Genomic DNA, 15,831 nt, shown 5'->3' with positions numbered 1-15,831 from the left:
TAAAATATCTCATTTAAATTGCCTTAACCGCCATCATTACTTTAGCTTAGGTTTGCTTATGCTCCAACGTACCTTATCAAAACGATCACTGTCATTAACGACATCTGAAGATCAGTCATCCCTAATAAAGCGCTGTGCTCTGACAATTGGTATGTTAACAACCGCGTTATTTGTCATACCGAGCGCGCAAGCTGCCAGCTGTAAGATCCCTAAGAGTTATTATAAGAACGTCTCTTGTACGGCGAGTAGTGGTTATTTCTTAGCGGTGAAAGACTTTGGCGCACCGGTAGCTCTTATCGATAAGCAAGGTAAAAGCCTTGTTGATTTAACACGCTATCAAAAAGTGGATGTAGATAAAATATCAGCAGGTCTATTGCCTGTCATGCGTAATAGTCATGTCGGTTATCTGAATATGCAAGGTCGTGAAGTGATTCCTGTAATGTACGATGTGCTAAATGACGGTCAAGGTTGGGCGCGTCCGGTATCTGAAGGGCGTATCGTGGTCAAGCAGGGCGGTCACTATGGCGTCATCGATACGGCAAATAGGACTGTTGTTCCGTTTTCAGCAGCGATTAGTGATATTGATGATTACCGAGGCGGTATGGCTCGTGTACGTAAAAATAAAGCGATAAGCTGGCTTGATAAAGAGGGCAATATTAAGAACGCCAATACTCAAAGTACTAATACTCAAAATGCCGGTGTCAAAAAAGATAATAGTAAAAGTAATGACGGTAAGAGTGCCAAAAACAGCCGTGTAAATGACCGACCCGCTGCCAGTAAATCAGAAGTTAAACCTAGTGCTCGCGCAAATAGCACACAGAAAAATTCAGCCTCCATACCAATTAATCGCTTTACCACGCTGCAGCCGCGTCAACAAGACGGTAGATGGGGATTTGTTGATGACAATAATGTCACTATGATTACGTATTCTTTCGACGAAGTACGTCCATTCTCGGAAGGGCTAGCGGGCGTGCGCATTGATGCAGAGTGGGGCTTTATCAATCTTGGCGGCGAGCTTGTGATTCCTTTTAACTTTAAGGATTTTGACGGCTCTAATAACTTTAATGATTCCAATAATAAGAGCCTCAGTCTTGATAGCCGCTATAAGGACAAACCTTCTTTTGTGTTTGTAGCGGATAAGGCTTGGATTGGCAGGCTAGAGAACGGCACTAAGATGTGTATTGACAAAGAAGGCGTGGCTGTCGCCTGTGATTAAATCCTAACAGCATATTTTATTTTGACCAAAAAAAGAGCCTATAGCGATTCATGATTGCTATAGGCTCTTTTTTTGTAGCCGGAAAAATTCACAAGCTAAATCATTAAAACTATTTTTCTAATAAGTGATTGCTAATTAAATCAACCATATATGGCTGGTAGTACTCAGGAATGTCATGCGCCATGCCTTCAATCAAATGAAATTTGGCATTAGGGATGGTTTTGGCAACCACGCGACCTTGTGAGGCAGGAATTAAGCCATCAGCGCTGCCATGTAATACGATAGTAGGTGCTTTGACTTGTTTGCTAAATCGACTGATAGAACCTGATGCCAAGATAGCATTGAGCTGCTGCACCGTACCGAGCGGATGAAAGTTACGCTGATACCGTATCTTGGCAATATCACGTACCATGCGCACATTTACATGCCCTGGTGTGCCAACAGTCTTCATAAACCAAACGCTATGGCGCACGATATCACGCTCAGAGTGACTCTCAGGGCGATTAATCAGCGTATATAGCTGTCTAGGCTTTGGTGGTTTTAAAAAGGCACGGTTGGTGGTGGTAAACATCAATGCCATCCGCTGTACTAGGCTTGGATAACGTGCCGCTACGATTTGGGCAATCATGCCACCCATAGAAGCACCCAGCAAATGTGTTTTGCCAAGCTGCAAAGCCTTGATTAAGCGCGCCGTATCTTCTGCCATGTCGGTTAAATTGTAGGCAACCTGTGCACCTTTATTAGACAGTCCTGTTTGCAGGCGCATCATCATTTTAAGCTGACTAATACGCGGTAGACCATCGATTTGTACTTTAGAGGACAAACCGATATCACGATTGTCAAAACGAATCACAAAAAAACCGGCATCAATAAGGCGCTTAATAAAATGATTTGGCCAAAATATCATTTGCGAGCCAAGTCCCATAATCATAAGCAGTGGCGGATGATTAGGATTACCACCAGCCTCAACACACAGCTCGATGCCGTCGCCGATATCTATCATGGCTTGATAAAGATGCTCACTGAGGTCTGATGCGCCCCACAGGTGCTCACCAAATCTTTGCCATTCAGGCGTCGGGTAACTCGAGCTGCTATCCAATGAATCAGGCAATTTAGCAGCATTATCAATGTTGTTTTTTTCTGTCATGAACGGTCCTATCTAAAAGGTCATTGGCTTAAAGTTCTAGCATCTCAAAATCAAGCTTGCCAACGCCGCATTCTGGGCATGTCCAATCATCAGGGATATCATGCCATTTGGTGCCCGGTGCGATACCTTCTTCAGGGCAGCCCAGTGCTTCATCATATATCCAGCCGCAGACAATACATTCATAACGTTTCATAAAGAGTCCTATCGATTATTACCAGTGTTACTATACGTTTTTAAGGTGATATTGATGGCACATCAAGAATGATTACCGTCAATATCTAGACTGTAAAAACGCAGCTAGTTTAGCATATAACCGTTGTTTTCATAGTTAAGTTTACACTTGTATATTGAGATTGATAAACGTTTATCAAGTCACTATGCCTGATTTTATTGACTTAATAAGTGGTGTTTTCCCCATTGCCGCGCAATATTAAAGGCAATTATGCTATAATAACCGCCGTTAATTTTCTGATGCATAGATTATTTGCTATTGTTACATCATTATCTAAGTTATAGACGTTAAGGGTTATTATGAGCGCAAACACCGCTGTTACAGCAGTTGATACCGCAATCGAGTCATCGAATACGCTCAATACCGATCATCCATTTTGGAACATCATTCGCACAGTACCAGACTTCCCTAAAGTCGGCATTGATTTTTATGATATTACACCGTTACTACGCAGTCACATTAATGAAGTCATTGATGCACTGCTGGCTGTCCTACCTGAAGGCATAATGGATGAGGTGGATTGTTTGGGTGCTGTTGAAGCCCGTGGATTCGTGTTTGCAAGTTTGCTGGCAGGACGTCTGGGTAAAGGTATGATTTTGCTACGTAAATCCGGTAAGTTACCACCGCCTGTTGCCAATAAAGCCTATGCGTTAGAGTACGGTAAAGATACTCTTGAGATGCAAAATAATCTGCCACCAGAGCGCGTGCTATTGGTTGATGATATCTTGGCAACGGGCGGCACACTGACCACTGCTTATGAGCTATGTCAATCAGCCGATCATACGGTCGTTGGTGCATTAGTCTTATTAGATTTGGTGGATTTACATGGCGATTTTCCAGTTCCTGTTTATACGGTATTGAAGGCGTAAATGACAGGCAGTTTTACTTATAGTCGGTAAAAATAAAAAGTAATATCGATACATTATGTGCTGCTGGTATTAATTTTTCTTGCTTGCTGTGCCTACGCAGACAGAGGCTGCAAAAAATTCATATCAGCAGTATCGTAGCGTTTTTAGGGTATCTTAACTATAAATAAAATGCGATAAAAGCCAGTTTTCTATGGCTTTGAGATGATATAACTAAAGCATCATTAAAAAAGCGCGCTGAACGTATTCAGCGCGCTTTTTTAATGATGCTTTTTTAGATTGCTTTTGCCTATTTTATTTGTGCTATTTGGCTTGCTCGTAATTTTTACAAGCTTGCTCGACTAGTATACGACTGACAGTTTTTGGGGCAGTAATTTTAAAATCTTTGGTAGTCAGGAGAGGTTTTTCTGATTGCCAAGACTTTATTACTTTGTCGTCAGCGGTATAATAAACGTATGCCCGTCTGTAATAGCTGGCGTCCTTACAAGAGATAAGCCATTGCTGGTCGCTATGATGAATGCCGCTTTCTTTACTATCACTCGTTGTACTTTTTAATGCAGGGTAGGTTCTACGAATGGAGACGGTAATATTTTCGACCCGCTTTTCATCAAGGATATTGATGTCAGAGCGTTCGATAGAATCCAAATCTAAGCTAAAAATGGAACCGGTCTGACTTTCTGTTACTTTTGACCAGTTTACTGCATGAGCACCAATCGCAAGCGTACTGCCTGCTAATATCACTGCTAGCCGTTTCATAATTAAGCCTTGCTTGTAGTCATTTTAGGTCGCTCATAATAGCCAACTTACTATGAGCAGGCAAATTTCTTTTATTACCTGCTGCGTATACCTATGTAATATTTCTACTGTTTTATAGTGCTTTAGTAAGTAACTCTCATGCCAGATAGGCTTGGTTATACGCCCATATTAATCATATATACAGCTTAGCTGCGCATACTCGCTAGCATATGGGTAAGCTCATCACGCGCACCGATAAAGCCGTCAATGCCTTTTGGTAAAAGATCTTGCGTAATGGTATCTTGTTGATAGGCGCTACTGAATTCTTCAGCGCTTAAGCTCACTCGCGTCATATCTGTCATGTCCATCGACATACTTTCTGATAATTGACGTGTAACCTCGATATCCATTGCTGCTAGCTCATCAATGAGGTCAGGTGCAATGGTCAATAAATCACAGCCTGCCAACGCTAATATTTGCTCAGTTGAGCGGAAACTTGCGCCCATTACCTGCGTTTTATAGCCATGCTGCTTGTAGTATTGATAAATGAGCTTAACCGATTGTACGCCCATGTCATCAGAGACAGGTATGTTTTGACGGTTTTGCTGGCGTTTTTGCCAATCCAAAATACGTCCAACAAAAGGGGATATCAAGGTCACACCAGCATCGGCACAAGCGATGGCTTGATGTTGCCCAAAGAGCAAGGTGAGATTGCAATGTATACCTTGAGTTTCAAGGTAGCGTGCCGCCTCAATACCCTGCCAAGTCGCTGCCATCTTGATCAACACACGCTCTGAGTCGATACCCGCTTTTTGATAGGCTTCCATGAATGCCAATGCCTTATCAATGGTCGCTTGTGTGTCATAGGACAAGCGGGCATCGACCTCAGTTGAGACACGTCCTTCAATTAAAGATAAAATATTACAGCCGATTTGAATGGTTAGCTCATCAATTACCGCATCAATATCATCTCGATGGCGGCTCATGGTTTCTGATAATACCGCTTCATTATCAGGATGGATCAGTGCTTTGGTAATTAGACTTGGATTGGTGGTCGCATCGATAGGTTTTAGACGCTCAATGGCGGCAAGATCGCCTGTATCGGCGACAATGGTAGTCATAGTGCGAAGCTGTTGTAATGCGCTCATCAGATATCCTTGGTATTATTCATTAATGGTGTTATTTTCTTATGGATGGTTGTGGTCTATTATGGATAAAATCCTGTGTCCGTTTAAACTGTAACATAGATTTAGGTACATGTTACCTGATAGTTTTAGAAGGCTAAGCCCATATATCGCTTAACTATGCTAAGATTTATAGCGATTTGCCACTTTACGTTCATTTACGAATGGGCACTGTCCGTAGTTTTTGTTATAGTAGAGCCGGTCAGTGGTTGAGCTTTACGAATACTACGAACTTTACTAAGAACATAGCGCTGCTTCAAAAAACCAATAATGATAAATTGGTGATATAAGAGCAACAAATAGCAAAAATATTTATGTCCTTTAAAAAATCTTCATGTCTTTTAACGAAGTATTTATGGTCATCATTGACAAGTAGTTATACCTAACAGTCATAAAATCTAAAAAAGGATGGGCGGTAATGAGTGAGCAGTCACCAGAACAAAACAATGATAATCTAAACCAAACCACCGCAAGCATTAGTACTACCGCAACGGATAAAGAGTTTTTGAATACATTACGCGGCAGTATCGATGCGGTAGACTGCGAAATTCAGACGCTGATTAACAATCGTGCCAAATTGGCTCAGCAAGTGGCGAGCGTCAAAAAGAACCACATTGCCAATGATTCTGCTGCTGAAAATGCCAACCCTATCTTTTATCGTCCAGAGCGTGAGGCGCAAGTGCTAAAAGCTGTCATGGAGCGTAATGAAGGACCTATTGCCGATGAAAAAATGGCACGCTTGTTTCGAGAGATTATGTCGGTATGCCTTGATTTAGAAGCGCCGCAGCGCATTGCGTTTTTGGGTCCACTGGGCACTTTTACTCATGCGGCTGCATTAAAGCACTTTGGTAAAGCGGCGGATACTGTACCGCTGAATACCATTACTGATGTGTTTCGTGAAGTCGAAGCGGGCACCGCAATGTATGGCGTCGTGCCCGTTGAAAACTCATCTGAAGGCGTAGTCAACCATACGCTAGATGGCTTTTTATCTTCTACATTAAAAATAATCGGTGAAGTCGAGCTGCCGATTCATCAAAACTTTTTGGTCGCTGAACATACCAAACTTGATGGGTTAAGCCGTATTTACTCGCACCAGCAATCATTGGCGCAGTGTCGTCATTGGCTTGATGTGAATTATCCCAATGTCGAGCGTGTTGCGGTATCGAGTAATGGTGAAGCGGCACGTCGCTTGAAGAACGAGTGGCACTCGGCAGCGATTGCGGGTGACGTGGCAGCAGCAGAATATGATTTGCATAAGCTTTATTCAAATATCGAAGACAATCCAAGCAATACGACCCGTTTCTTGATTATTGGTCATGAAGCAATTGCACCATCAGGTCAAGATAAAACCTCAATTATGGTTTCAGCGCATGACAAAGCGGGCGCTCTGATCGAAATATTAAAGCCTTTGTCTTATCATGGCGTGTCTATGACCAGCATTGAAACGCGGCCTGAGCGTCCTAATAAATGGGCTTACGTCTTCTTTATTGATATGAATGGGCACATTGAAGACCCAAATGTGAGCGCTGCTATCGCTGATATTCGTCCATTGGTCAAAGACTTACGTGTCTTAGGCTCTTATCCAAAAGCAGTACTATAAATTTACTGGTTTCTATGGGTTATTGTTTTATTAGTATTAGCCGCAAGCGTTTATAAATTGCCTTGTCATAAATAGCGGTCACCAGTGACATTAATGGGCTTAGCCAATGATAGGTGCGTTATCACATCTAAGGATTAATCATGCAGTCTGCGCAATCGACAGAGTCAAATTTATTACCGCTCGTACCTGCTTACGAGAGTGTTTTGGCGTTGACACCGTATCAAACCGGCAAGCCTATTGAAGAGCTAACGCGAGAGTATGGCGTCTCAGATGTGGTAAAAATTGCCAGTAATGAGAATCCGATAGGCTGCTCACCGCACGTTACGCTAGCGATTACTGAACAGCTAGGTCAGCTGTCACGTTATCCTGATGGCAATGGTTATTATCTAAAGCAAGCATTGGCTGATTTTAATGATGTCAATGTTGATCAAATTACTTTGGGTAATGGCTCTGATGATTTGCTCGATATCTTGGCGCGTAGTTTTGTAGGTGCAGATGATGCAATCGTTTATAGCCAGTATGCCTTTGTGGTCTATTCAATGCTCGCTAAAATGCAGGGTGCTATGGATGTTGAAGTGCCTGCTCAGCGCTTTGGTCATGACCTAAAAGCCATGAGCCAAGCGGTTCAGGATAACTCTAATACCAAAATCGTCTTTATTGCCAATCCGAACAATCCAACCGGTACACAGCTTGAACATGCTGAGCTAAGAGAGTTTGTCGCTAGTGTGCCAAGCTCAGTACTGGTGGTGTTAGATGAAGCTTATATTGAATATAGCCCTGAGAGCAATAATCGGGCGCTGTTAGATGAATTTGATAATGTGGTTATTGTTCGCACCTTTTCTAAAGCCTATGGGCTGGCAGGTCTGCGTGTTGGCTATGCGTTAAGCTCGGTAGCTGTGGCAGATTTACTCAATCGCATTCGTCAGCCATTTAATGTGAGCCGCATTGGACTGGCGGCAGCGGCAGCGGCACTTGCGGATCAAGACTTTATTGAAAAAACTCGTCTGATGAATAACGAGCAGATGCGCTGGTTGGAAAAGCAGTTTGATGCACTGGGACTGGGCTTTATAAAGTCACATGCCAACTTTATTATGGTCGAAATCGAAGTTGAAATGGAAGATACAAACGCTGCTGTTATTTATCAGGCATTGCTTGAGCAAGGCGTTATTGTGCGACAGCTAGAGGTTTATGGTTTGCATAATTGGCTGCGTATTAGTGTAGGGGTCGCAGAAGATAATATGCGTCTGATTGATACTTTGCGCTCTATTTTGACCGATGATTAAGTCAATAACTAATAAGTAATTTAATAAGCAACCTAATAATTAAAACAATATGCAAAAAATAAATCACGCCGTAAATATTCAAGCAGCAACTAAACTGACTCCATCCTCTACGCAGCCGCTATTCCAGCAAGTGTGTGTGATAGGTTTGGGTTTGATTGGTGCAAGTCTTGCGCAAGCGATTAAAGACAATGGTTTAGCTGAGCGTATCGTTGCAGTCGATAGACACGAGCCAAGTCTAGAGGAAGCTATTCAACATGGCTTACTAGACGCTGGTAGCTCATTACTTAATGACGTGATATCTAATAGTGACTTGATAGTGATTGCGGTACCAGTACAAGCGGCACAAGCGGTATTTATAGATATCAAAAATGCAATGGATAGTGGTCTACTTGCTATTGATTGTATTATTACCGATGTATGCAGTACCAAAGTTAATATTATTGATGCTGCCAAGACTGTGTTCGAGACATTGCCTGTCGGGCTTGTGCCTGCACATCCAATTGCTGGTGCCGAAAATTCAGGGTATCATGCTCGCCGCGCTACATTGTTTGTCAATCATAGCGTTATTGTCTGTGAACTCCCAACGACTAGCCATATAGCAATTGCCAAGCTAAGCCAGTTATGGGAAGCAGTGGGTGCAAGCGTCATGCCGATGGATGCCGCTCATCATGATTCTATATTGGCACATACCAGTCATTTACCGCATTTGCTCGCCTTTAATTTGGTCGAACAGCTGGCAAGCCATGATGATAATTTAGATATTTTCCGCTATGCCGCAGGTGGTTTTCGTGATTTTACCCGCATTGCTGCCAGCGACCCTAAAATGTGGCATGATATATTTTTTGCCAACCAAAACGCGATTGTAAGCGCCCTTGATGAGTATAGCGTTTATTTAAATGATATTCGTCAGCTTATCATTGATAAAGATTCAACCGCCCTGATGGGACTTTTGGGCCGCGCGCAAGCCGCACGGCGACATTTTGGCCATATGTTAGCCAGCACCCCTTATACGGATACTTCTGCCATGTCAGCTTCTTATAATATCACCCCAAGCAACACCGTCTCTGGTACTATTGCCATTCCTGGGGATAAGTCTATCTCTCACCGTAGTATTATGCTCGGTAGCCTTGCTACTGGTGTAACTAACGTGACTGGATTTTTGGAAGGGGAAGATGCGCTTGCCACTTTGCAAGCGTTTCGCGATATGGGCGTGACCATTGAAGGTCCTGATAATGGCAATTTAACCATTCATGGCGTTGGTATGAATGGCTTAAAGCCAAGCAAAACACCTTTATATATGGGCAATTCTGGCACCAGTATGCGTCTGCTTTCAGGCATCTTAGCAGCGCAAGCATTTGATAGCGTATTGACGGGTGACACTAGCCTAAATAAGCGTCCAATGGAGCGTGTGGCAGCACCATTACGTGAGATGGGTGCAGTGATTCAAAGCACTGGTCAAAAAGGTACAGCGCCACTGAGTATTACTGGTCGAGATAGTGTTGGCAAACCTCTACAAGGGGTTGAATACGATATGCCAGTTGCTTCTGCACAGATTAAATCTTGCTTATTGCTGGCTGGACTTTGGGCGGAAGGCACCACGACCATTACTCAACCTGAAGTTAGCCGCGATCATACCGAGCGTATGCTTTCAGCTTTTGGTTATCCAGTAACGGTCGATGGCAATCGTATCAGTGTTGAAGGCGGCGGCACGCTCACAGGCGGTAATATCGCAGTACCTGCTGATATCTCGTCGGCAGCATTTTTTATGGTGGCTGCCGCCATCAGCCAAGGGAGCGAGTTGACTTTGAAGCAAGTCGGTATCAATCCTACGCGTACCGGCATTATTGATATTCTTAAGCTGATGCAAGCGGATATCAGCTTAAGTAATGAGACTCATGTTGGCGGTGAGCCAGTAGCGGATATTACTATTCGAAGCTCAAACTTGGTCGGTATTGAAATACCAGAGTATCTAGTACCACTTGCCATTGACGAATTTCCTGTATTATTTATCGCAGCCAGCTGTGCCCAAGGCCGTACCGTTTTGACCGGTGCAAAAGAGCTGCGTGTCAAAGAATCAGATCGCATTGCAGTAATGGCAGAAGGCTTGCAGACATTAGGCGTTGACTGTACCGTTACTGAAGATGGTCTTATCATTGAAGGTAAAGGGGTGGTCGGTCAGAGTAATGATGTGAATAATAGCCAAGCGGTTTTTGGTGGTGGACATATTGTCTCGCATCATGACCACCGTATTGCTATGAGTTTTGCGGTTGCCAGCTTACGCGCCTCTAAGCAGATTACCATTGAAGGCGTTGAAACCGTTAATACCAGCTTCCCAGGATTTGCAGAACTTGCCAACCAAATTGGCATGTCTATTGACGTTGTGAGTGCTTAACGCAGTAACTTTAATTTGAGCCAATGATAATAGCTTAGCAATAAAATAAGCTATTAATTTTATTATTTTAATTATGGTTTTCGGCAGCAATGAGTTGATACGATTTCTAGTATTAACTCATTGCTTTTTACCTTTTATTCTATCTGTAGTGACCCTGTACTCTTAACACCAAATTACCATCAATGATAATAATTGGGTGAGGGTGCGCTTTGCTCTAAAAAGTTGTCCTATCTTATGACTACCCAAAATGTCATCAAAAAACCTGCTGCTTCCATTAAAACGACCAGACGTGGTATTGTCACCGCGCTGATAGCTTTTTCTATCTGGGGTGCTTTTCCTTTATACTTTAAGCAATTATCGGACTATAATGCCACTGAAATCATTGGTCACCGTATTGTTTGGACCTTTGCTTGTCTTTTAGTTGTGTTAGTAGTGACCAAGCGTTGGCAGTGGATTGACACGCTAAAGAAAAACCCGAGGTGGATAGCCTATACCTTTGTGTCAGGTATTATCATCGCGATCAACTGGCTCACTTATGTATGGGCGGTTAACAACAACCAGATTTTAGAGGCCAGTTTGGGGTACTTTATTGGACCACTGGTTGGCGTAGGATTGTCGATGCTACTGTTCAAAGAGCGCCTGCGTACTTTACAATGGGTGGCAATTGGTTTTGCGCTATTATCAGTCGTTATTCAAGTTGTCATGCTGGGTAGTCTGCCGTGGGTATCGTTAATATTGGCGTTTAGCTTTAGTACTTACGGTACCATTCAGCGCCAAACCCCTCTGACAGCAGTCGATGCAATGTTTGTCGAGACAGCAATGCTACTGCCTATTTTTATCGCATGGTTCTGGCAGTCTGATGTGGCGAGTAGTAATATCAGCTTTTGGTTTACGCCTTCTATTTGGCTGCTTATGTTGGCAGGACCTATCACTTTGATACCGCTATTGATGTTTAACAAATCCACCAAGCTGGTCGCTTATAGTATCCTCAGTTTTATGAATTATCTGACGCCGACCTTTATTTTCTTCTTGGCTGTATTCTATTACAATGAGCCTTTTAATTTACATCGTTTGGCAGTCTTTGGTTTAATTTGGCTGGGTCTGCTATTATTCAGTATCGATTTATGGCGTCATCGCCCAAGTAAGCAGCTAAAAGCAGCACGCCTACGTGAAGAAGCATTATCTTCTAAATAAATCATCAAACTAAAATAGATAGCAAAAATATCATTAACAAGGATGCTTGTATGTTTCATACCCAGTCTGATGTCGTGTTTGTAAAAGGCTTAAAAGTAGAGGCGGTGATTGGCGTTTATGAATGGGAGCGCGCCATTACACAGCCGTTATTGATTGATATCGCGCTTGAAACCGATATCAGTCGTGCTGCGGTGTCAGATGATGTAAACGATGCGCTAAATTACAAAGAAGTCTGTGATGATGTCAGTGCGTGGTGCCAAGCTATTAAGGCTCAGTTACTTGAACATCTGGCTGGGCAAATCGCTGATAAACTGCTTGAAAAGTATAGCTGCGATAAAATTTCCTTAAGTATTGCTAAGCCTGCCGCTATTCAACAAGCAGATGCAGTTGGTGTCCAAATCACCCGCTATGCCAAAGCCGCATCTAGCGTATCTACCAATCAAGTTAATCCTAGCTTGTCTGATGATGCATAAAGCCTTGGCTGATTTATTTGAATCACTGATAAGCTGCGATCCTGAAACGCTGCAAGCACAGCCTGTAAAAGCTGTGCTACTGGCCTTAGGTAGCAACCATGATGCGCAGATACACTTACCGCGTGTCCGAGAGCGATTGACAAGTATTGGTGCTATAACATTGTCAACAGCCTTTCAAAATCCTGACTTCACTGCCACTATAGAATTACCAAAACCTGACTATACCAATCAATGTGTCCATATTTTGTTAATGTCACCGATGACATTACAACAGTTGCAGCAAATTTTCAAACAGTTTGAATGTGACTGTAATCGGCAGCGTTTAACGGAAACACAGGCACCAATAAAAAAAGTCACGATGGATATTGATATATTGCTTGTTAAATTGGATAAAGATAATAGCCTAAGCAAAAAAAATGATTCTGAATGGATAATAATGGCAAATCGCTATCCATTTAAAGCGCATGAGAGGGCAGGGATAAAAGAATTGGTAGCGGGGATAGATAGTTGACAGTTGTAAAACGAAAGCTCTAAGCTGAGCTTAATATTAAACCCAGCCCAAGAATAAAAAGTTATTGCGATTCAGCACCTATCTCATTCATGTCACTTTTGCCAATCACGTCCAAATCTTCTAAGCACAATTTGTCATATTCTTTTTTGCAAAAGTTAGGATCGATTTTGCACATGGCAGTTTGTAATTGATCTAAGCGATTTTCTGATTGTTGAATGTGTTCAAGCATTTTAGCAAAGGCTTCAGCAACAGGGTCTTGTGACATGGGATCAATGCCATAAGCTTGAAAAGTGGTTTCGCGTGCTGTGTGATTCGTTGGTTTTTTATCTGCAGGGTTCTCGGTAGAAGCAGCTTGTACCGCTTTTTCTTGTTGATTTGCATCATTGACCTTGGTCGTAATAGGATTGCCTTTTTCGTCATGATGCTCTGATATCATACGAGCAGCATTACCGACCATGGTTGCGCCTGCTGGCACTGCTTTAACCACGACAGCATTTGAGCCAATTTTAGCGCCTTTACCAACAGTGAATGGTCCTAATACTTTAGCACCGGCACCGACGATGACGCCATCTTCCAAAGTAGGGTGGCGTTTGCCGTTATTCCAAGAAACGCCGCCAAGCGTGACGCCATGATAAAGGGTCACATCATTACCAATCTCTGCTGTCTCGCCAATGACGATACCCATGCCATGGTCAATAAAAAACCGACGACCGATCTTAGCAGCAGGATGAATCTCGATACCAGTAATGATACGCGAGCCATAAGAAATCACTCGAGCAGCAAGCTTTTGCTCATTTTGCCAAAGACAATGCGCGCCGCGATGTAGAATAAGCGCGTGGATGCCAGGGTAAGTTAAGATTACCTCTAGACTATTACGCGCAGCAGGGTCGCGATTGAATACCGCATCAATATCTTCTTTTAGGTCTCTTTTGATGCGGACGAGCGATTTGAATAAAGCAGTTGGCAATGACATAAATCGTCCTATCGTATTTTTGGTTACAATCTCTTTAGTTATAGCAGTTTTATAGCAAAAAATATAGCAATGTACTTTAAATAAAAAATCGTCTGTAGATAAAACGCCAATAATTAGCGATTCATCTCCAGACGATTACTCTTATCCTTTAGCTATCACTGACAACATATTTGAGCAATTCAACAATCTGCTCAGGCGTTTGCGCCCATGCCATTGCCGCGGCATCCACTTCTTTTAACGGATGAATAATATCCTCAGCATGCAATGTGATATACGGTTTGCCCAACGCGGCGCAATAACCGGCATCGAATGCGGCGTTCCACTGCTTATATTTATCACCAAAACGAATAATAGCAATGTCACACTTTTGGATCATATTTTTGGTGCGAATCGCATTAACTTTGGATGATTTATGGTCGCGCCAGAATCCATTGTCATCTTTACCGAGTACATCACCTGCCGCATCGCTGGCTTCATGCTCAGTCACTGCTGATATAAATTTAATAACAAGACCCTGTTCCTTCGCGCCTTGCATAATTTTCTGTCGCCAGTCAGTGTGTATTTCTCCGGATAAGTAAACAGTCCAATTCATCGTAAATCCCTTTTTATTGTTAAATGATATAACTACCTGTACTACTAATAATGCCCATAGTGGCAAGAAAATTAACTTATTAAATGTTAGTCTTTTAAAAGTTTTGCCAGCAGAGCACTGAGTAATTGATACTCTTTTTGGTCGAGTTGAATACGTGAACCGAGTCTAGATAAGCGTGATGGCAGTGACTTTAAGTTTTCACTATCTGCCAGTTTGCGTTGAACCATCAATGCGGTGGTACGCTCAGTAAGCAGTTGCAATTGCTGTTGAGTAATCGCTGGCTCATCCCATTGCTGGCGCACATAGGTATTAAGCATCCCTTGTTCAGTCGTCTCTAGATTGTCAGTTACCTGTGCTATATCATTAACTTCGTTGTCAGCTTGGATATGAGTTTGTGCATAAGCATAAATAAAGCTCGCGATCACTTGCACGGCTGAAGCAACATTGAGCACTGGATAAGCAGGGTTGGCATCAATTTGAATATGATAGTCAGCATAAGCCAATTCTTCATTGGTCAAGCCACGATCTTCACGCCCAAACAGAATGGCAATATTGGGCGCTGTATTACTATCGTGCCCGTCAATCGTGCTTTGCTTATCAATAAAGTCCAACATGATTTTGGCAGCTTGTGTCGGCGTGACCACAGGACGCGGCAAATGACGGCTACGGCTGCTGGCCGCAAATACTAACTGGCAATCAGCGATAGCAGACTCAAGCGTTGGTGCGATAATTGCTGATGATAGCAAATCACTGCCACCAGCAGCATGAGAGACGCTAGTGTCATCAATCGGTAATTTTGGATCAACCACCGTCAATCTCGATAATCCCATGGTGTGCATGGCGCGTGCTGCTGAACCAATATTGGCAGGCAATGTCGTATTGACCATCACTACTTGAACACAAGACAAATAATTGCTGACGTTTGGTACTGCTGTTGCTAAAGATGAGGGTGCATTGTTACTCATTACTGTCCTAGTCGCTGGTTGATGTCTTGCTCAGTACGTTGTAATGCAACGGCGATGTCCTCGATAAGAGGGGCTTGTTCGCTGATAAGACGCTCACGGCAAAGCTCTTGCAATTGACTGCCAAGACGCGTCATTTGGGTTGCGCCCAAATTGACACTGGCTCCTTTTAGTGCATGAGCAAGCTCAAAGCCATTGGCATTATCTTCTTCTTGCTGAGCTTGTCTTAGTTTTGTGATACGGCGACGACAATCAGTAAAATAGACTTGTATCAAATCGACAAAGTCTTCTTCTAATAAGTCGCGCATATCTTCAAACTGCTCAGTATTGATAATCTCATCATCAGTTATGGCGGTCATATCTTTGTTCGTAATAGTAGCCATAGTCATGTTCCAATAGGATTAAAGTTAGCGCAGAAAGAATTATTATAATAAATATTTTCCTACTAATGAATATGCTAACGATAATACA

16 protein-coding genes are annotated in these 15,831 nt (G+C 42.8%); 8 read left to right on the top strand and 8 right to left on the bottom strand.

The window, feature by feature from the left end; translation table 11 throughout:
• Positions 1–58: 58 nt before the first annotated feature.
• Complete coding sequence (locus FQ083_RS00905) at positions 59–1,216, top strand: WG repeat-containing protein (protein ID WP_149408373.1); 1,158 nt, start codon at positions 59–61, stop codon at positions 1,214–1,216.
• Positions 1,217–1,325: 109 nt separating this feature from the next.
• Here FQ083_RS00905 and FQ083_RS00900 read toward each other — a convergent pair whose 3' ends face one another.
• The gene (locus FQ083_RS00900; RefSeq protein ID WP_149408372.1) at positions 1,326–2,363 is read right to left on the bottom strand and encodes an alpha/beta fold hydrolase; all 1,038 of its coding nucleotides are present in this window, start codon (positions 2,361–2,363) and stop codon (positions 1,326–1,328) included.
• A gap of 28 nt (positions 2,364–2,391) precedes the next feature.
• A complete protein-coding gene (locus FQ083_RS00895; RefSeq protein WP_149408371.1) occupies positions 2,392–2,556 on the bottom strand; it encodes a rubredoxin in 165 nt (54 codons plus the stop codon).
• 338 nt (positions 2,557–2,894) lie between these two features.
• Here FQ083_RS00895 and FQ083_RS00890 point away from each other — a divergent pair, with 338 nt between their 5' ends.
• On the top strand, positions 2,895–3,464 hold the full coding sequence (locus FQ083_RS00890) for an adenine phosphoribosyltransferase (protein WP_149408370.1): 570 nt from the start codon (positions 2,895–2,897) through the stop codon (positions 3,462–3,464).
• A 300-nt stretch (positions 3,465–3,764) separates the two neighbouring features.
• On the opposite strand, the gene FQ083_RS00885 is transcribed toward FQ083_RS00890, so the two are convergent.
• A complete protein-coding gene (locus FQ083_RS00885) occupies positions 3,765–4,217 on the bottom strand; it encodes a hypothetical protein (RefSeq protein ID WP_149408369.1) in 453 nt (150 codons plus the stop codon).
• 185 nt (positions 4,218–4,402) lie between these two features.
• Positions 4,403–5,344: a transaldolase gene (locus tag FQ083_RS00880; RefSeq protein WP_149408368.1), complete on the bottom strand. Its 942-nt coding sequence runs from the start codon at positions 5,342–5,344 to the stop codon at positions 4,403–4,405.
• A 454-nt stretch (positions 5,345–5,798) separates the two neighbouring features.
• Between FQ083_RS00880 and pheA the strand changes: the two genes are divergently transcribed.
• The 6 genes from pheA to FQ083_RS00850 all read left to right on the top strand — a co-directional run bounded on the left by pheA (position 5,799) and on the right by FQ083_RS00850 (position 12,833).
• Entirely contained in the window at positions 5,799–6,980 is a 1,182-nt protein-coding gene (gene pheA / locus FQ083_RS00875; RefSeq protein ID WP_011513537.1) for a prephenate dehydratase, read from the top strand.
• Positions 6,981–7,120: 140 nt separating this feature from the next.
• A complete protein-coding gene (gene hisC, locus FQ083_RS00870) occupies positions 7,121–8,263 on the top strand; it encodes a histidinol-phosphate transaminase (protein ID WP_149408367.1) in 1,143 nt (380 codons plus the stop codon).
• Positions 8,264–8,312: 49 nt separating this feature from the next.
• Complete coding sequence (locus tag FQ083_RS00865) at positions 8,313–10,655, top strand: bifunctional prephenate dehydrogenase/3-phosphoshikimate 1-carboxyvinyltransferase (protein WP_149408366.1); 2,343 nt, start codon at positions 8,313–8,315, stop codon at positions 10,653–10,655.
• Positions 10,656–10,889: 234 nt separating this feature from the next.
• A complete protein-coding gene (gene rarD, locus FQ083_RS00860) occupies positions 10,890–11,849 on the top strand; it encodes an EamA family transporter RarD (protein ID WP_149408365.1) in 960 nt (319 codons plus the stop codon).
• A 50-nt stretch (positions 11,850–11,899) separates the two neighbouring features.
• Entirely contained in the window at positions 11,900–12,322 is a 423-nt protein-coding gene (folB, locus tag FQ083_RS00855) for a dihydroneopterin aldolase (RefSeq protein ID WP_149408364.1), read from the top strand.
• Complete coding sequence (locus FQ083_RS00850) at positions 12,312–12,833, top strand: 2-amino-4-hydroxy-6-hydroxymethyldihydropteridine diphosphokinase (RefSeq protein WP_133104264.1); 522 nt, start codon at positions 12,312–12,314, stop codon at positions 12,831–12,833. Before folB ends, FQ083_RS00850 begins: the two co-directional genes overlap by 11 nt.
• Before the next feature lie 61 nt (positions 12,834–12,894).
• Here FQ083_RS00850 and cysE read toward each other — a convergent pair whose 3' ends face one another.
• The 4 genes from cysE to FQ083_RS00830 all read right to left on the bottom strand — a co-directional run bounded on the left by cysE (position 12,895) and on the right by FQ083_RS00830 (position 15,743).
• Positions 12,895–13,767, bottom strand: a complete 873-nt coding sequence (gene cysE, locus FQ083_RS00845; protein WP_410477350.1) for a serine O-acetyltransferase — start codon at positions 13,765–13,767, stop codon at positions 12,895–12,897.
• A gap of 187 nt (positions 13,768–13,954) precedes the next feature.
• Positions 13,955–14,398: a YtoQ family protein gene (locus FQ083_RS00840; protein WP_149408363.1), complete on the bottom strand. Its 444-nt coding sequence runs from the start codon at positions 14,396–14,398 to the stop codon at positions 13,955–13,957.
• Between the two features lie 86 nt (positions 14,399–14,484).
• Positions 14,485–15,363, bottom strand: coding sequence for an RNA methyltransferase (locus FQ083_RS00835; RefSeq protein ID WP_133104267.1), 879 nt, complete (start codon positions 15,361–15,363; stop codon positions 14,485–14,487).
• Positions 15,363–15,743, bottom strand: a complete 381-nt coding sequence (locus FQ083_RS00830; RefSeq protein WP_133104268.1) for an Hpt domain-containing protein — start codon at positions 15,741–15,743, stop codon at positions 15,363–15,365. The genes FQ083_RS00835 and FQ083_RS00830 overlap by 1 nt, the downstream gene beginning before the upstream one ends.
• Positions 15,744–15,831: the final 88 nt, after the last annotated feature.

This window comes from Psychrobacter sp. ANT_H59, from assembly GCF_008369225.1.
GTDB classification, from domain to species: domain Bacteria; phylum Pseudomonadota; class Gammaproteobacteria; order Pseudomonadales; family Moraxellaceae; genus Psychrobacter; species Psychrobacter cryohalolentis.
The sequence above is the reverse complement of the archived record's forward strand: the minus strand, read 5'-3'. Positions and strand labels throughout refer to the sequence as shown.

Excerpts from the sequence above, each read along its gene's own strand:
- FQ083_RS00905 (WP_149408373.1), top strand. The coding sequence starts at position 59 with ATGCTCCAACGTACCTTATCAAAACGATCACTGTCATTAACGACATCT.
- FQ083_RS00900 (WP_149408372.1), bottom strand. The coding sequence starts at position 2,363 with ATGACAGAAAAAAACAACATTGATAATGCTGCTAAATTGCCTGATTCA.
- FQ083_RS00895 (WP_149408371.1), bottom strand. The coding sequence starts at position 2,556 with ATGAAACGTTATGAATGTATTGTCTGCGGCTGGATATATGATGAAGCA.
- FQ083_RS00890 (WP_149408370.1), top strand. The coding sequence starts at position 2,895 with ATGAGCGCAAACACCGCTGTTACAGCAGTTGATACCGCAATCGAGTCA.
- FQ083_RS00885 (WP_149408369.1), bottom strand. The coding sequence starts at position 4,217 with ATGAAACGGCTAGCAGTGATATTAGCAGGCAGTACGCTTGCGATTGGT.
- FQ083_RS00880 (WP_149408368.1), bottom strand. The coding sequence starts at position 5,344 with ATGAGCGCATTACAACAGCTTCGCACTATGACTACCATTGTCGCCGAT.
- pheA (WP_011513537.1), top strand. The coding sequence starts at position 5,799 with ATGAGTGAGCAGTCACCAGAACAAAACAATGATAATCTAAACCAAACC.
- hisC (WP_149408367.1), top strand. The coding sequence starts at position 7,121 with ATGCAGTCTGCGCAATCGACAGAGTCAAATTTATTACCGCTCGTACCT.
- FQ083_RS00865 (WP_149408366.1), top strand. The coding sequence starts at position 8,313 with ATGCAAAAAATAAATCACGCCGTAAATATTCAAGCAGCAACTAAACTG.
- rarD (WP_149408365.1), top strand. The coding sequence starts at position 10,890 with ATGACTACCCAAAATGTCATCAAAAAACCTGCTGCTTCCATTAAAACG.
- folB (WP_149408364.1), top strand. The coding sequence starts at position 11,900 with ATGTTTCATACCCAGTCTGATGTCGTGTTTGTAAAAGGCTTAAAAGTA.
- FQ083_RS00850 (WP_133104264.1), top strand. The coding sequence starts at position 12,312 with ATGATGCATAAAGCCTTGGCTGATTTATTTGAATCACTGATAAGCTGC.
- FQ083_RS00840 (WP_149408363.1), bottom strand. The coding sequence starts at position 14,398 with ATGAATTGGACTGTTTACTTATCCGGAGAAATACACACTGACTGGCGA.
- FQ083_RS00835 (WP_133104267.1), bottom strand. The coding sequence starts at position 15,363 with ATGAGTAACAATGCACCCTCATCTTTAGCAACAGCAGTACCAAACGTC.
- FQ083_RS00830 (WP_133104268.1), bottom strand. The coding sequence starts at position 15,743 with ATGGCTACTATTACGAACAAAGATATGACCGCCATAACTGATGATGAG.